This is a genomic window from Vitiosangium sp. GDMCC 1.1324 (genome assembly GCF_003044305.1).
Taxonomy (GTDB): domain Bacteria; phylum Myxococcota; class Myxococcia; order Myxococcales; family Myxococcaceae; genus Archangium.
On record NZ_PZOX01000013.1, the window covers coordinates 320,782 to 335,551 of the forward strand.

At 69.7% G+C, this 14,770-nt stretch carries 15 protein-coding genes; 4 read left to right on the forward strand and 11 right to left on the reverse strand.

Going from position 1 to position 14,770, the window contains the following annotated elements:
* Positions 1-12 precede the first annotated feature (12 nt).
* Positions 13-972 carry a MoxR family ATPase gene (locus DAT35_RS33540; RefSeq protein ID WP_199243073.1) on the reverse strand — a complete coding sequence of 320 codons (960 nt, stop codon included), beginning with the start codon at positions 970-972 and terminating at the stop codon, positions 13-15.
* 91 nt (positions 973-1,063) lie between these two features.
* On the opposite strand from DAT35_RS33540, the gene DAT35_RS33545 reads away from it, so the two are divergent.
* Positions 1,064-2,332, forward strand: coding sequence for an MFS transporter (locus DAT35_RS33545; protein WP_108072804.1), 1,269 nt, complete (start codon positions 1,064-1,066; stop codon positions 2,330-2,332).
* On the opposite strand, the gene DAT35_RS33550 is transcribed toward DAT35_RS33545, so the two are convergent.
* The 6 genes from DAT35_RS33550 to DAT35_RS33575 all read right to left on the reverse strand — a co-directional run bounded on the left by DAT35_RS33550 (position 2,320) and on the right by DAT35_RS33575 (position 7,665).
* Positions 2,320-3,315 carry an inositol monophosphatase family protein gene (locus DAT35_RS33550; protein ID WP_108072806.1) on the reverse strand — a complete coding sequence of 332 codons (996 nt, stop codon included), beginning with the start codon at positions 3,313-3,315 and terminating at the stop codon, positions 2,320-2,322. The two genes, DAT35_RS33545 and DAT35_RS33550, sit on opposite strands and share 13 nt — an antisense overlap.
* Before the next feature lie 62 nt (positions 3,316-3,377).
* Positions 3,378-3,887 (reverse strand): hypothetical protein, encoded by a 510-nt coding sequence (locus DAT35_RS33555; protein WP_108072808.1) that lies wholly within the window; start codon positions 3,885-3,887, stop codon positions 3,378-3,380.
* A complete protein-coding gene (locus tag DAT35_RS33560) occupies positions 3,884-5,170 on the reverse strand; it encodes an AAA family ATPase (RefSeq protein ID WP_158502010.1) in 1,287 nt (428 codons plus the stop codon). The genes DAT35_RS33555 and DAT35_RS33560 overlap by 4 nt, the downstream gene beginning before the upstream one ends.
* Positions 5,171-5,311: 141 nt before the next feature.
* Positions 5,312-6,328: an alpha/beta hydrolase gene (locus DAT35_RS33565; RefSeq protein ID WP_108072812.1), complete on the reverse strand. Its 1,017-nt coding sequence runs from the start codon at positions 6,326-6,328 to the stop codon at positions 5,312-5,314.
* A gap of 87 nt (positions 6,329-6,415) precedes the next feature.
* Positions 6,416-7,258: a hypothetical protein gene (locus tag DAT35_RS33570; protein ID WP_158502011.1), complete on the reverse strand. Its 843-nt coding sequence runs from the start codon at positions 7,256-7,258 to the stop codon at positions 6,416-6,418.
* Positions 7,259-7,353: 95 nt separating this feature from the next.
* Entirely contained in the window at positions 7,354-7,665 is a 312-nt protein-coding gene (locus DAT35_RS33575; RefSeq protein ID WP_233261882.1) for a helix-turn-helix transcriptional regulator, read from the reverse strand.
* 439 nt (positions 7,666-8,104) lie between these two features.
* Here DAT35_RS33575 and DAT35_RS33580 point away from each other — a divergent pair, with 439 nt between their 5' ends.
* Positions 8,105-8,602: a hypothetical protein gene (locus DAT35_RS33580; protein WP_146210001.1), complete on the forward strand. Its 498-nt coding sequence runs from the start codon at positions 8,105-8,107 to the stop codon at positions 8,600-8,602.
* A 91-nt stretch (positions 8,603-8,693) separates the two neighbouring features.
* Here DAT35_RS33580 and DAT35_RS33585 read toward each other — a convergent pair whose 3' ends face one another.
* The 3 genes from DAT35_RS33585 to DAT35_RS33595 all read right to left on the reverse strand — a co-directional run bounded on the left by DAT35_RS33585 (position 8,694) and on the right by DAT35_RS33595 (position 11,949).
* Positions 8,694-10,184: a methyl-accepting chemotaxis protein gene (locus DAT35_RS33585; RefSeq protein ID WP_146210002.1), complete on the reverse strand. Its 1,491-nt coding sequence runs from the start codon at positions 10,182-10,184 to the stop codon at positions 8,694-8,696.
* Between the two features lie 124 nt (positions 10,185-10,308).
* The gene (locus DAT35_RS33590) at positions 10,309-11,154 is read right to left on the reverse strand and encodes an aldo/keto reductase (RefSeq protein ID WP_108072821.1); all 846 of its coding nucleotides are present in this window, start codon (positions 11,152-11,154) and stop codon (positions 10,309-10,311) included.
* Positions 11,155-11,226: 72 nt separating this feature from the next.
* Positions 11,227-11,949 (reverse strand): murein L,D-transpeptidase family protein, encoded by a 723-nt coding sequence (locus DAT35_RS33595; protein ID WP_108072823.1) that lies wholly within the window; start codon positions 11,947-11,949, stop codon positions 11,227-11,229.
* Positions 11,950-12,088: 139 nt separating this feature from the next.
* On the opposite strand from DAT35_RS33595, the gene DAT35_RS33600 reads away from it, so the two are divergent.
* The gene (locus DAT35_RS33600) at positions 12,089-13,174 is read left to right on the forward strand and encodes an aldo/keto reductase (RefSeq protein ID WP_108072825.1); all 1,086 of its coding nucleotides are present in this window, start codon (positions 12,089-12,091) and stop codon (positions 13,172-13,174) included.
* Positions 13,175-13,201: 27 nt separating this feature from the next.
* Here the strand turns inward: DAT35_RS33600 and DAT35_RS33605 are convergent, their stop codons facing one another.
* Positions 13,202-13,510 carry a hypothetical protein gene (locus DAT35_RS33605; RefSeq protein WP_108072827.1) on the reverse strand — a complete coding sequence of 103 codons (309 nt, stop codon included), beginning with the start codon at positions 13,508-13,510 and terminating at the stop codon, positions 13,202-13,204.
* A 649-nt stretch (positions 13,511-14,159) separates the two neighbouring features.
* Here DAT35_RS33605 and DAT35_RS59310 point away from each other — a divergent pair.
* Positions 14,160-14,768 (forward strand): TIGR02265 family protein, encoded by a 609-nt coding sequence (locus DAT35_RS59310; RefSeq protein WP_158502012.1) that lies wholly within the window; start codon positions 14,160-14,162, stop codon positions 14,766-14,768.
* Positions 14,769-14,770: the final 2 nt, after the last annotated feature.

The window sequence follows — 14,770 nt, forward strand, 5'->3', positions numbered from 1 at the left end:
CGCGGTATCTCCCTACCGCGGCACCGGCACGGCGCCGACCAGGTCCTTCGTGAGCGTCTGCTTGTCCGCTCCCGCGTAGCGCGCCCGCGTGTCCAGCACCAACCTGTGCGCCAGCACCGGCACCGCCAGCGCCTTCAGGTCCTCCGGCAGCACGTAGTCCCTTCCCTGCATCAGCGCCCTCGCCCTCGCCATCCTCCCGAACAGCAGCGCCCCTCGCGTCGATACCCCCAGCCGGATGCTCGGGTGTCCTCGCGTCGCCTGCACGACTCGCAAGAGGTAGTCCGCCACCGACTCCTCCAGCTTCACCTCCTGCACCCGCTGCTGCAATTGCGCCACCTCCTCCACTGTGCACACCGCCGTCATCCCCTCCAGCGGCGGCGGCCCCGAGCGCGTCATCAGCAGCGTGCGCTCCTCCCCCTCCGGCAGGTACCCCAGCGACAGCTGCACCGCGAACCGGTCCAGCGACGCCTCCGGCAACGGGTACGTCCCGTGGAAGTCCACCGGGTTCTGCGTCGCGATGCACAGGAACGGCGGCGCCAGCACGTGCGTCTGTCCGTCCACCGTCACCTGCCCCTCGCTCAGCGCCTCCAGCAGCGCCGACTGCGTGCGCGGCGACGCCCGGTTGATTTCATCCGCGATCAGCACGTTCGCGAACAGCGGCCCCGCTCGAAAGCGGAAGCTCCCATCCTGTGGGTTGAAGATGGACGCCCCCACGATGTCCGTGGGCAGCAGGTCCGGCGTGAACTGCACTCGCTTGAAGCTGCCTCCAATGCTCATCGCCAGCGCCTTCGCCAGCGTCGTCTTCCCCGTGCCCGGCACGTCCTCCAGCAGCACGTGCCCTCCCGCCGCCACCGAGCACAGCACCAGTTCCAGGGCCTCGCGCTTGCCGCGGATGACCCGCTCCAGGTTGTCGACCAGCCGGGACACCAGCGCGCGCACCGGAGCCGCACGCTCCGTGGCGGAAAACTTCACAGAAGAGGAGGACATTCTGGGGACGCAGCGTAGCAGCCTCGCCCCTCCTGGCGCGAAGCCACCCCCCCACGGCTAGGCTCCCCTCCACCGCATGGCCTCCTCCTCCTCCGTCCGGAACGTGCTGCTCCTGCTGAGGCGCAATCCGGACTACCGCCGCCTCTTCTCCGCCACCGTCGTCTCCCTGCTCGGCGACTGGTTCGCCTTCGTGGCCGTCAGTGGTTTCGTCACCGAGGCCACCGGCCGCCCCGGCTCCGCCGCCGCCGTCTACTCGGCCAGTGTCCTGCCCGCCTTCCTGCTCTCCCCCGTGGCCGGCCTCATTGCGGACCGCGTCGACCGCAAGCGCCTCATGGTCTCCGTGGATCTGCTGCGCGTACTCCCCGCGCTCGGCCTGCTCGCCGCCCTGCGCTGGCACTCGCCCGTACTGGCCATCTCGTGCGTCGCGCTGCTCGCCGCCCTCTCCTCCTTCTTCGACCCCGTCGCCGAGGCCGCCGTCCCCAATGTCGTCGCCCCCGAGGAGCTCTCGCTCGCCCAGGCCGCGCTCGGCAGCGTCTGGGGCACCATGCTCTTCATCGGCGCCGCCGTCGGAGGCCTCGCCACCATCGCCTTCGGCCGCGAGGCCAGCCTCGTCCTCAACGCCGCCACCTTCCTCGTCTCCGCCCTGCTCGTCGCGGGCATCCGCCGCCCCCTCCAGCACCATGGCGCCCCTTCCACCCTCGGCCTCTGGGCCCAGGTCGGCGAGGTGTGGACGCTCGCCCGTCAGAGCCGTCTCACCCGCTCGCTGCTCGTCACCAAGGCGGGCGTGGGACTCGGCAATGGAATCGTGGGGCTGCTGCCCGCCTTCGCCGCCGGACGCTTCGCCTCGGGAGACGCGGGCGTGGGCGCGCTCCTCGCCGCGCGCGGACTGGGCGCTCTGCTGGGCCCCTTCATCGGCCAGCGCTGGGCACGCGATGACGGGCGGCGCCTGCTCCTGGTGTGTGGCGCCTCCATGCTGACGTACGGGCTCGCCTACGCGCTGCTGCCCTTCGCTCCCTCACTGCCGTTCGCCGCCGCGTGCGTGCTGCTCGCCCACCTCGGTGGTGGTGCGCAGTGGGTGCTGTCCACCTACGGCATCCAGGTGTCCACTCCGGACAGCCTGCGCGGGCGCGTGCTCGGGCTCGACTTCGGCCTCGCCACGCTCGCCGTCGGGGTGTCCTCGCTCGCCGCGGGTGCCGCCGCCGAGGGCGTGGGTCTCGCCCCGGCCGCCTGGGGGCTCTCCGGAGCCTCGCTCCTCTATGGCACCTGGTGGCTGTGGTGGACGCGCGACCTGTGGCGAGGCCCCTCGAATGTCCTCACCGAGTCCCGCTCGCGTCAGTCGGGTTGAGACAGGAAGCCCCACCGGGCCCCGGCCGTGCGCCCCATCGCCTCGACGATGTGCATGTGGATGCGCCCGTTGCTCGCGATGAGCCCCAGGGTGCCTCGCAGCGCCGGGCCCGGGGTGAAGTCCACCGCATGGCCATCCAGCCGCGTCACCTGGCCTCCCGCCGCCAGCACCAGCGCCGCGCCCGCCACGTGGTCCCAGATTTTGTGCGGGTTCTTCCGGATGTCCCGAGGCCCTCGGATGAACAGGTCCGCCGCGCCCGCCGCCACCAGCGCGTACTTGAGCATCCCGTCGTAGCGTTTGGTGCGCCGTGCGTCGATCCCCGCCGCTGCGTACACCCGGTCCGCTATCTCCCGCGAGCGCCGGCCCATGAGGTAGCTCTCCACCACGCGGATGCTCGCCGGGTCCTCCCGGTCGGAGACGTGCAGCGAGCGCGGCGCTCCTTCCCCGAGCGGCTCCGCCCAGGCCCCGCCGCCGTCCGTGTAGAAGAGCGTGCCACCCTCGTCCAGCGGTGACACCGGCGCGCCGATGATGCCGTCCACGGGCTGGCCCTCCACCAGCGACCCCACGCAGACCGCGTAGGAGCGCTTGTGGATGAAGCCCTCTGTCCCGTCGATGGGATCGATGACCCACGTCCGGTCCGCCCGCACGTCCCGGCCATGGGCCAGCCAGCGCACGAAGTCCTCCTCGACCACCTGCTCGCCCAGCAATTGCCCCACCAGCCGCACCACGTGCGCCCGCTCCTCCTGCGGCAGGGTGAGGAAGTCCTCGGCACCCTCCTCGGCGATGACCGCGTCCTCGGGAAAGTGGCGCAGGAGGCTCCGGCACAGCAGGGCTTGCGCACCGTAGTCCGCGAGGGTCACCGGGCTCTCGTCACTCTTGCGGGTGACGCCCGCCCGGGAGGCCTGGACCCGGCGGCACAGCTCGCACGCGAGCCGCACCGCGTCGAGGATGGGTTGTAGCTCTCGCACGCTCGAATGCTCCATGGAGGGGCCCGCTCCTTCGCTCACACAGAGAAGCCCTCGCCAGGGACTCTAGCCACGGAACGTCATGCGAGCAGCGGCGCGGATTCGGTATCGGGCTCATGGGCCTTCAGCGCCTGGTCCCGGGTCCAGATGTGGACCCGGTCGTCGGGCTGGTTGTACTTGCCCTTGAGCCGGCGGGCCTCCTCGATGATGGCCGTGTCACTGAGACCGATGCTCTGGACCGCCATCTCCCGGGCATAGACATCACAGAGCCGCAGCAGCTCACTCAGATCGTAGAGGATGTCCTCGGAGGCCGGCGTGATGATCCACGGGTTGGCGGACTCGACGCAGCTGCGGACCGTGTTCGCCAGCAACTCCGCGAGCTTCTTGCGCGAGCCCCCATCGCGCACGCCCGCGATGTGGTTGGCCACCTCGAAAACGACCGGGAACGGTACGTACAGGCGGTGACCTGCCTTGACCGCGACTCCGAATCGCTTCTTCACGCGCTCGGCGAAGTCCGGGTCGAACCGGTCTGGGACCTTGAACAGCTCGAGCAGGTAGCTCGTGTCGACCAACAACGCCGTCGTGCTCATGGAAGAGAATCCAACCACTCCTGCGCCTTGGCCTTCTGCGACTCCTCGAAGCCGGGCATCAGGTGCTGCTCGAGGACACGGCGGGTCACGAGGTCACCCAGGTGGCCACGTTCGAGCAGCACGTCCGCACGCGGCAACTCCAGGAGGGGAACGAGCCGGGAGGCCTTCTTCGCCCGGTCCCAGAAACAGAGCACCACGCCCTCCAACTGCTCGCGGCTGAGCCCGTCGAGTGTCGCTGGATTGTGGGTCGTCACCAGCACATTCAGCTTGCGGCGTGCGCACACATCCGCGATGGCCTCGGACAGGAGCTTCACGCGGCTTGGGTGGAGGCCGTTGTCGAACTCCTCGACAATCACCCGAGCACCTTCCTGCACGGTTTCGAGCGCGGTGAGGATCGCCAGACACCGCAAAGTGCCATCCGAGAGAAGCCGCGCATCCACCAGGGGTTCTTCGCGCGTCTCGCGGATGCCGAAGATGACGTCATTCAGTCCGGTGACGACGAAGTCAAATGCCTCGAACGGTTCCTCGGGGAGCTGCCGGATGCGTTGGAGAATCCGCGCGAGGGTGAGCCGGTCCTCCTCCGAGCCCTTGTGAAGTGCGTAGAGCACCGCGGACAGGTTGGCGCCATCGCGCGAGAGCACCCGGCTGCCGATGCGCTCATAGGCCCGCATCAGCCTGGGTTGTGGATCGAAGACGAACGAGCCCCCCAGATAGCGCCGAGCACCGATGACAAGGTTCTGCGCCGAGGTGGGCTGGGGGAGTTTGTTCGCGAGCAACTCATACCGCGAGAGCACGGAGCGATCCGCGGGCAACGACTCGGTCTGCTCGAGAGAACCCTCAGGAGAACCATAGCGCACGGTGAGGTGGCTACCGTCCGCCGTCTCCGGCCTCGCATGGAAGAGGGTCCGCCCATTCCACTCGAACCACTCGCTCTGGATGCGTGGCTCAGGCAAGGGTTGGATATGAACCTGGTAGGTCACCGAGACCTGATGACCTTCGTCGTCCGCCGTCAGCACGAGCCCGAGTCCGAAAGTACGCCCATTGTTCCGAGGGCAAGCGGGAAGACCGCCGCGAACCTGGAACCCGACCGTCCCCCGCCCGACATCGGTGATTTCGTGGAGCAGGCGGCCCCGCGCAATCTGCGCCAGCAATTCGACGCCCTCAATGGCATTGCTCTTCCCGGAGCCGTTCTTCCCGATGAGGATCGTGAACGGCTTGGCCAGGTCCAGCGCGGCGAACTCGAAGCTCTTGAAGTCGAGAAACTGGTCGAAAACCTGGGTCACTGACTCCTCCAGCCGAGCGCCGGGGCCTGTGTTCTCATGCCCTCGGCGGGTCCGCAAGCAGGCGTACGGAGAACCCACGCCCCTGAGTCCATCTCAAAGGATGTGGCCCCGACTCCCGCTCCGCCAGTCACGGCGGGCGGTTCATCCCACCGCCTTCATGCGAGCCCGGGCCCGCTCCGCGTCCTCCACCAGGCGACGCACGGCCTCGCCGGCACGCACCGCGGCCTCACGCGCGGCAGGCAACAGCGCACCAAAGGCGGTCGGGAGGTGCGGCAGGCCCTCGCACACGTCCAGCGTGACGGAGACCCCCTCGGCCCGTGCACGCCCGGCGAGCTCGCACACCGGGTCCAGGAAGAGCTCCGCTCCGCCCACCTGGAGGTAGAGCGGCGGCAACCCTCGCGCGGACGCGTACAGCGGCGAGAGGCGTGGATCCTTCAGCTCCAGCGTCCCGGCGTAGCAGCGGCCCCAGAAGCGCAGCTCCTCCGGGTGGAGGTAGTCGTAGGGAGCGTGCCCCACGTGGCTCGGCGCCTCGCACGACAGGTCCACCCAGGGCGAGAGCAACACCGCGCCCGCGGGCAGCCACTCGCCTGAGTCCACCAGCGCGCGCAGCAGCGAGAGCACCAGCCCTCCGCCCGACGAGTCCCCGGCCACCACCACCCGCGAGGGCTCCACGCCCGTGCCCCTCAGCCACCTCCAGGCGGCGAGCGCGTCCTCCAGCGCCGCCGGGTAGGGGTGCTCGGGCGCCAGGCGGTAGTCCACCACGAGCACCCGGGCCCCGCTGTCCACCGCGAGCTGCGCGGTGGTGCCCCGGTAGCTCTGGACCGACCCCACCACGTAACCGCCCCCGTGGACGTAGAAGACCACCGGCCCCGCCGCTCCGGCGCGTGGCGTCACCCACTCGGCCGGCACGCCTCCCGCGTCCACGGGCGAGAAGTCCACCTCCCGCATGGCCGGGCTGGACGGGTTGGCCTTGCGCGAGAAGGCCCGCCGCTCCAGCAGGGACGCCTCGTCCCGGCAGGGCGGCAGGCCGCGAAACCACGCCATCAACATCTCGAAGGAGAAGGTCCACCCGGGACGCAGCGGCCCGTGGCGCATGCAGCTCAGCGCGGTGAGGACCATCGCTCGGAGAAGCGGCACGAGGGTGCGGAGCACGTTCATGGGGAGATCATGCCCGTCGCATCACGACCCCGAAACACAGACGCCGGGGGGACTCCGCGGCGTCCGGAGTTCCGTCAGTGGAACTCCCTACTGAGCCGGGGGCGGCGGGGGAGCAGCGGGCGCCTCGGCGGGAGGAGGCGGCGGATTGCCCTGGGGCGGCGGCTGATAGCTGGAAGGAGGCGGGGGCGGATGACCGGGAGGAGACTGCTGCGGCTGGTAGCCCGGCGGAGGCGGATAGCCCGGCTGCGGCTGGTAACCGGGGGGAGGCTGCGGCTGGTAGCCCTGCGGAGGCGGATTGCCTGGAGGCGGAGGCGGATAGCCCGGCTGCGGCTGGTAACCGGGGGGAGGCTGCGGCTGGTAACCCGGCGGAGGCGGGTAGCCCGGCTGCGGCTGGTAGTAGCCCGGCGGAGGCGGATTGCCGGAGGGAGGAGGCATCCAACCGGGCCTGTCGGAGGCCGGGGCGGCGGCGCAGGCGTACTCCACCGTCCTCGAGGACAGGAGCAAGGGCATCAGGAACGCACCCGCCGTGACGCACGAGCCCTGCGTCTCGGAGCTACTGCCATTGCACGCCAGCGAGCCGGCGATGGCGCCCGTCACGAACATGCCGGCGCTGATGAGCCAGTCGGTGCCGCTCATCTTGCTCTGCGCCCAGGAGATGCCGTTCTTGCAGTTCATGCCCGCCGGCTGCGAGAGGCGCGCGAGCCCGCCGGCGGTGAACCACTGCTTCCCCGAATACTCCTCGCCCTCGGGCGGACGGCTGGTGACGATGCGCGTGGTGTAGCAAGCCGTCTGGCTCGCCATGACAGCCACGGCGGCCACCATGGTCCAGTGACGCTTCAGCATGATGTTGCCCTCTTCCCTGGATGGATGCTCGATGAACACCGGCCCGTCCCGGTCGAGCACGGACGAGGGAAGCCCAGGGATTCTCATCCGCTGCCCCCCTGGAATGATTACCGGAATCGGCGGCCGCCTACCATCCCCGCCCCCCAGAGGCCCGAGACCCCGACGGTGCTGCTCGTGGGCCGTCACTCCCGGGACGGAGGGTGAAGCGACTCGGCCAGAAGGTGGAGCAGCCGGAGCTGTGAGACCTTGAGCCGGCGGGCGGCGCTCACCAGCCGGCGCAGGTCCGTGGACTCCCGGGCCTCCAGCCCCAGCAGCTCGTCGGAGGCGATCTCCAACGCCACGCAGATGCGCCGCAGCGTGGGGACGCTCGGGAACATCTCCCCGCGCTCGATGCGGCCATACACCTCCAGCTGCACACCCACCCGGCGAGCCACCTCGGCCTGGGTGAGCTCCGCGCGCATGCGAGCGGCATGGGCCGCCGCCGCGAGGGTCATCGCCAAAGGGCGTTCAACACGAGCCGAGAGCCGGGGCATGACGGGGTCTCCAGAACAGCGCGAGCGCGGGCGGGGCGGATGGAACGTCCCTACCTTACGTACTTGGTACGTCCTGTCAATGCCCACTACCAATTCAAATGGTTGCGCCGTAGGGTCCCCTCTCCGGAGGTATGGTCGCGCGCATCGCGCCTCCGTTCCCTACCCGACTCCCGGAGTCAAACGGGGCAGGACAGACACGCGCCTCCAACGCAGTGCGTGAGCATCCACAGTGGCACCGGAAACTTCGTGCCCGGCTACGCTCGAGTCCCCAGCCCCCTCTCCGAGAGAGGTCCCGAGGGTGACTCTCGGGGCGAGGCGCGCGGGTGGGACACGCGTCCGGGGGTGTTCGCGCGAAACAACCATCGTTATGTTGCATCTCTCCCCCACGGAGGCCCCCACCATGCCCAAGGAACACGTCGACACGCAGAACCTCCAGGTTCGCGATATCCCCCCGCAGCACGACAGCCTCAAACCCACCGACGACCGCGTGACGCTGGTGGTGACGCAGGCCTTCGGGCCGGGAGGCCACAACCTCGTGGGCTACTCGGACGTGAAGTTCAACGGCTACCCCGCCGTGAGCCTGCTCGTCCGCACCCCGGATGGACGCGAGGGAGTGGTGCACCTGTCGCCCATCCACGGCGACAAGCGCAAGACGGGCTTCACCGACATCCCCCCCGGCACGCGCTGCACCCTGCTGTGCCCCGCGACGAAGCGCCCGCTCGACAAGCTCGGCTCCGTCGAGGATGGCAGCGGCGCCGAGTACTACGCCCTCTACCTCACCCCCAAGCTCTCCAAGGGCCACGCCGTCGCCGTCACCGACATCTGGGACCACTTCCACTCCCGCATCGTCGACGACGAGGCCGTCATCTCCTACTGGGCCCAGACGCACGCGTTGTAGGCCACGATGTAGGCCACGATGGCGGGCATGAGACCCGCCGGCCCTCGTGTCCCCGGCGGCGGCCCGGTAGCGGCACCGGGAGGGGCGCGCCTCAGCCCGCCCGGGACTCGGACGTGAGCGCTTCGTCCGGCAACTGCTTGCGCAGCTCCTCCGCCATCTTCCCGAGCTGCAGCGCCGTGGCCGCCGCGTCCGTCCCCATCTGCGCGTACGTGTCCACCAGCTCCAGCAGCGTCGCGCAGCCCTGGGAGATGTGCGTCGTCTGCTCCGCCTGACGCTCCGCCTCCCCCGAGCTCTTCTCCATCAGCTTCTGGTTCTGGAGGACGATTTCCCGGATGGAGCGCAGCGTCGTGCGCGCGGACTCCAGCACCGGGGTGAAGCGCTCCGTCGTCTCGCGGATGTGCCCCACCGCCTGCAGCGTGTCCGACATCTGCCGCGTCACCCCGCCCACCACCTCGCCAATCCGCGCCGAGCTGCGCCCCGACTCCTCGGCCAGCTTGCCCACTTCCTTCGCCACCACCGCGAAGCCCCGCCCGTGGTCCCCCGCTCGCGCCGCTTCAATCCCCGCGTTGAGCGCCAGCATGTTCGTCGCCGCCGCCATCTCCTGGATGGTCTCCACGAAGCCGTGGATGCGCTCGGAGCTCTCCTCCAGCTTCTGCACGCTCAGCGCGCTGCGCCCCACCGCCTGCCCAATGGCCGACAGGCTCGTCTCCATCCCGCTGATGAGCGTGTCCACCTCGCCCGTGTAGCGCTGCGCCTCTTCCGCCTGCGTGCCGCTCGCCCTCGAGTGCCGGAAGAGCGCTCCGGCCGCGCTCGCCATCTGCTCGCTCGCCGCGGCGATGCGCAGCGCCGCCGTACGCACGTGCGCCGCCTGCGCCGACATCTCTGAAATGGTGGTCGACATCACCTGCGCCGAGCCCGCCAGCGTCCTGCCCGTCTCCACCACCTTGCCCCGCGACGCCTCCACCTCGCGCAGCGCGTGCAACATGTCCCGCCGCAGGTGGAACTGCCGCTGGTGCCCGCTGTGCAACGCCTCCAGCAGGTAGCCCACCGCCAGCGCGCCCACCATCAGCGTCACGTCCAGCACCAGCGTGGCCCCCAGCGGCGTGGTCGACAGAAACAGGTCGAACGTCAGGTGCGCCAGGGCCAGCAGCCCGTAGAAGCCAAAGCGGGAGCTCCGGCTCACCGGCAGCACCGAGGGCCCCGTGAGCACGTTCAGGAACACCATCACCACGTGGTAGCCCGAGCCCGCCGTGCCAATCCGGTAGAAGGTCCACTCGCTGCCGATGGCGAACAGCGCCGTGGCCCAGAACGCCACCTTCGGCAACTGCTGCAGGCTGAGCAACCCCTGCACCGCCAACACCGCCAGCGGCACCAGGCCCCAGGGCAGCCGCGCCAGGGCGATGGCGCCCAGGTTCGCCGCACCACCCCTCGCGGCCAGCACGTACAACACGTCCAGCGCGAACAGCACCGGCGTCGCCACCAGGGCGATGGTGATCAACTGACGCAAGCGGATAGGACCGCGCGTCAGCAGGAACTCGCGGTAGGTCTCCTTGGTCTCGGGAGAGCGGGGGAAGGTGTCCATGAGCTCGACCACGCAGCCGGGGACCTGCCCCGGCTCCGTCCGGACACGGTATCAGACGCCGAGCGCCCCCCGGCGTCGGCTTTCTCCCGCCCGCCTGCTCGGCGCGGAAGGGAGTCACCTCTCCCTACACCACGGGCAACTCCCGCTGGAGCGGGCCCGGGGGGAAGGCGTCCTCCAGGCGGGCCAGGTCCTCGGCCGTCAGCCGCACGAGGGCCGCCGCCGCGTTCTCCCGCGTATGCGCCTGCCGGCTGGCCTTGGGGATGAGGAAGACCGAGCGCTTCCTCGCCAGGAAGGCGAGCACCACCTGGTGCGGCGTGGTGCCATGGGCCCGGGCCACCTCCCTCAGCACCCGGCCGTCCGCGCTGCCCGGCCCCGGGAAGTCCCCGCTGCCGAACGGGCTGTAGCCCACCACCGCCAGCCCGTGCCGCTCGCACCACGGGAGCACCCGGTGTTCGATGTGCCGCTCCCTCAGGTGGTAGAGCACCTGGTCGCACGCGATGCGGCCCGGCCCGGCGAGCGCCAGCACCTCCTCCAGGTCATCCACGTCGAAGTTGCTCACCCCCCAGGCGCGAATCTTTCCCTCCGCCCGCAGCCGCTCGAAGGCGCGCACGGTGTCCTCCAGCGGGTGCGGCCCCGGCCAGTGCAGCAGGTAGCAGTCCAGCCAGTCCGTCTTCAGCCGCTTCAGGCTGCGCTCGCAGGCTCGGAGGGTCCCCTCGTAGGTGGCGTTGTTGGGCATCACCTTGGACACGAGGAAGACCTCGCCGCGCCGCCCGGCGAGCGCCTCGGCCACCAACTCCTCCACCTCGCCGTAGCCGTACAGCTCCGCCGTATCCACGTGCGTCATGCCCAGGTCCAACCCCACCTGGAGCGCGCGGATGGCCTCCGTCCGGTCATCCTCCTCCATCTGCCAGGTGCCCTGCCCGAGCACCGGCACCGCTACTCCCGTGGGACCGAAGACGCGCTTGTCCATGTGCCTCCCCCGTTCACCCGGATGCGGGCCCTTCAGCAGAGCCAACGCACGGCGCGCCAACGGTCGTCCCCTCTACCGGCCCGGTGCAACCCGGTAGGCGCCCGTCTTCGCGTCCACCGACACCCGAGGCGGGCGCCGCGTCTCCTCGAAGAGGCGCCACCCCGGCTCCAGGCTCCGCCAGAAGGCCAGCAGCTCCGGCGTGGCCCTCGGGTGCTTCCGCAGCGCGGCCAGGCCCTCGGCATCCAGCCGGCGCGGGAAGATGTGGATGGGCACGTCCCGCTTCATCCGCGCCCGTGCGTCCAGCACCATCAGGTACAGCTCCTCGATGGGGCCGTCCTGGATGGCGATGCAGCCGATGCTCGCGCAGTTGCCATGGACGTAGATGGCGCCCCCGAGCGGCCGCTGGCCCAGGCGCCGGTCCGCCTCGTTGGGATAGCTCACGCGCATGGACAGGTGGAACTGGCTGCTCGGGTTGAACTGGTCCAGCGTGTAGAAACCCTCCGGCACCTGCTCGTCCCCCTCGCGCCGCTTGGGCCCCACGTCCCCCGAGGCCGCGCAGAAGGGGAACGTCTTCACCTTGCGCAGGGGCTGCCCCTTCGCGCCCGCCCAGACCTCCAGCTCCCGCTCCTGCTTGAAGGCCCGGACGTACAGCTCCTCGGGCGGCCAGGAGACTCCCACCGCCGTGAAGGTCTCCGCCAGCACGCGCTCCTTCGCCCGGCGCGCCTCCGCCACCTTGTCCTTCGCCTGCGCCGTGAGCGCCACCAACAGCCCCAGCAGGAAGAGCAGTCTCGTCATGCCCCCGTGGACACCCCGGTGCCCTTCGCCGTTCCCTGGCGGTTTCACGAAGGGGTGATTTCCGGCACGGCTCCGTGGCGAGGTGCACGGGGCCGCGTTAGCACTGCGCACCCCTTCACCGGGAGTTCCCCCACACCCTATGCCTCTCAACCATTACGTCACCCTCGGCCGCTCCGGCCTGCGCGTCAGCCCCTTCTGCCTCGGCGCCATGACCTTCGGCGAGGACCTCGGCTGGGGCACCAGCGTCGAGACGTCCAACGCCATCATCGACCGCTACCTGGCGCTGGGCGGCAACTTCATCGACACCGCCAACGTCTATACCCACGGCCACTCGGAGAAGATCATCGGCGACCACATCGGCCGGACGCCCTCCAAGCGCGACCGCGTCGTCATCGCCACCAAGTTCTTCGGCAACCTCTTCCCGGGAGACCCCAACGGTGGTGGCACGGGAGCCAAGTCGCTCATCGCCGCCACCCACGAGTCCCTGCGCCGCCTGCAGACGGACTACATCGACCTGCTGTGGATGCACCTCTGGGACCGCCACACGCCCATCGAGGAGACGATGCGCACGCTGGATGACCTCGTGCGGGCGGGCAAGGTGCGCTACATCGGCTTCTCCGACACCCCCGCGTGGAAGGTCGCCCAGGCGCAGCTCACCGCGCAGTTCCGCGGGTGGACGCCGCTGGTGGCGCTGCAGATTGAATACTCGCTGCTGGAGCGCACCGTGGAGGGCGAGCTCATCCCCATGGCCCAGGAGCTGGGCCTGGGAGTCACCCCCTGGTCCCCGCTCAAGAGCGGCGTGCTCAGCGGCAAGTACACCCGCGAGAACGCCGGCACGGTGAAGCCGGACCGCGGCGTGTGGGTGGAGGGCAACCTCGGCGAGCGCGCCTACTCCGTCATCGACGTGCTGGTGAAGGTGGCCAAGGAGGTGGACTCCACGCCGGCCCGCGTGGCGCTCGCCTGGGTGCAGAGCCGCCCCGGCGTCAGCTCCACCATCATCGGCGCGCGCACGCTGGAGCAGTTGGAGAACAACGTGGGTGCGCTGGACGTGAAGCTCACCCCCGCCCAGGTGGCCGCGCTCGATGAGGTCTCCAAGCCGGCGCTGAACTTCCCCGCCGGCATCCTCCAGGGCGCCCCCGCCTTCATGCATGGCGGGCTCACCATCAACGGTGTCACCGCGCCGGTCTCGCCCATAACGCCCAAGGCGGACTCGAAGCGCTACTAGCCGTCCACCGGGAGCCCGGGGTGCCGCCTACCGGCGCCCCGAGCCCTGCGTGGCCGTGAACCACGCCGGTCCATCGCCCAGGTCCTGGCTCTCTCCACTGGACGAGCGGAAGGGGGACTCGTCGAACAGGGACTCTCCCTGCGCGCCACTCTCGTCCGTCGACTCCATGACGATCGACAGCAACCCCGCCAGCAGACCCAGCAGGGCGGTGGCGGCCAGCGTCAGCTTGACCTTCCTGCGCCACGTCTGGATGGGCTCGCGGTGATAGCGCGGCATGCCCCGGCGGAGCCTCTCCTGCTGGAGGTCGATGAGCCGTCCTGACTCGCTGGGGGTCATGCTTCCATCCTGGACCAGGCACCCGGGACTGTTCGGGGCTCGTTCGTGGGCCCGCCCCGTATATTAACCCAGGCTTGGCCCGGAAGGGGACAAGCGCACCCGCCCTCGAGGCCCCTTCCCGTCTCCGACCCAACGGTCTCCCAGAACGCGGTGCGTCGTCGTACATCCGGCCCCCGGCCGCGACGAACCTGTTCCCTCCTGTTCCGCCCCGCCCGGCTCGCACATGCCTACGCGTTCTGACTCCGGGTCTCGGTGTCCTCTTGAGCTTCTCGGGGTTGGCCGTGGTCGGCGCGTCTTCAACATCCACAATGGCAAGCCGTCCAACCACCGGCAATTGCCTGAGCTGCGGCCGAAGCATCTGCATCGCATCAATCAACTCTTTGTGCTGATGGATGTTCTTCCTGGCGGTCGTGATGGGCCTGATGCTCTTCAAGCAGAACGCCACGCTCTGTTCGGCCACATGATTGGCCTGAACCAAGCCGCCTGTCGGCGCGCCAGCCAGCCCCGAGGAAGCACCAGACCCTCGCAGTGCGACTCCCATATGTGGCGCGTCTGGGCATGTCTCGTGCCCATCCTGGGTAGGTCACATGGTAGGTTCCCCATCCCGGGAGGCGGGGGGAGCACACACGCGGTTTCCTCGGGGAACAGCATGGCTTCGAATCCGAGCACAGTGGACCTGGGTTCACCGGCGGAGCTGGAGCGGCGGTTGGCGCTCATCCCTCCCGGGGACACCGCGCGAGGCTATTTCTTCAATTGCGCCCTGGAGCCGATCCGCATGCTGGGAGACGCAGAGGCGCTGGAGCGCTGCCTCGAGACGAGCGGGCGCGAGGAGTTCACGGCCTTCTTCAACTATCCCATCAGCACCCTGCTGCCGCTGCTCTACACTGCGGCGTGGGCCCTGCGAGAATCCTCCGGGAGCTTCGAGGAGGCCCTGCGGCAACTCGGGAAGCACGTGGCGAAACACTTCCTGGCGAACCCGGTGGGCAGAGCGTTGTTGATGTTGGCCGCGAAGAGCCCGACGCAGCTGGTGAACGGTCTACCCGCCGCCTACCGCACGGGATGGGGGCACGGGAGGGGCGCGGTGAAGTGGACCGGCCTCAATCAGTGCGCCGCGTTCATCCACGGCAACGTCATCCCCTATCCCTACTTCGAAGGGGTGTTCCTGGAAGTGTTCCAGGCCGCGGGAGCCACCGGCCTGAAGGTGACGGGACGGCAGGTGGGGCCGGCCGACACGGACTATGACATCTCCTGGAGCTGAGC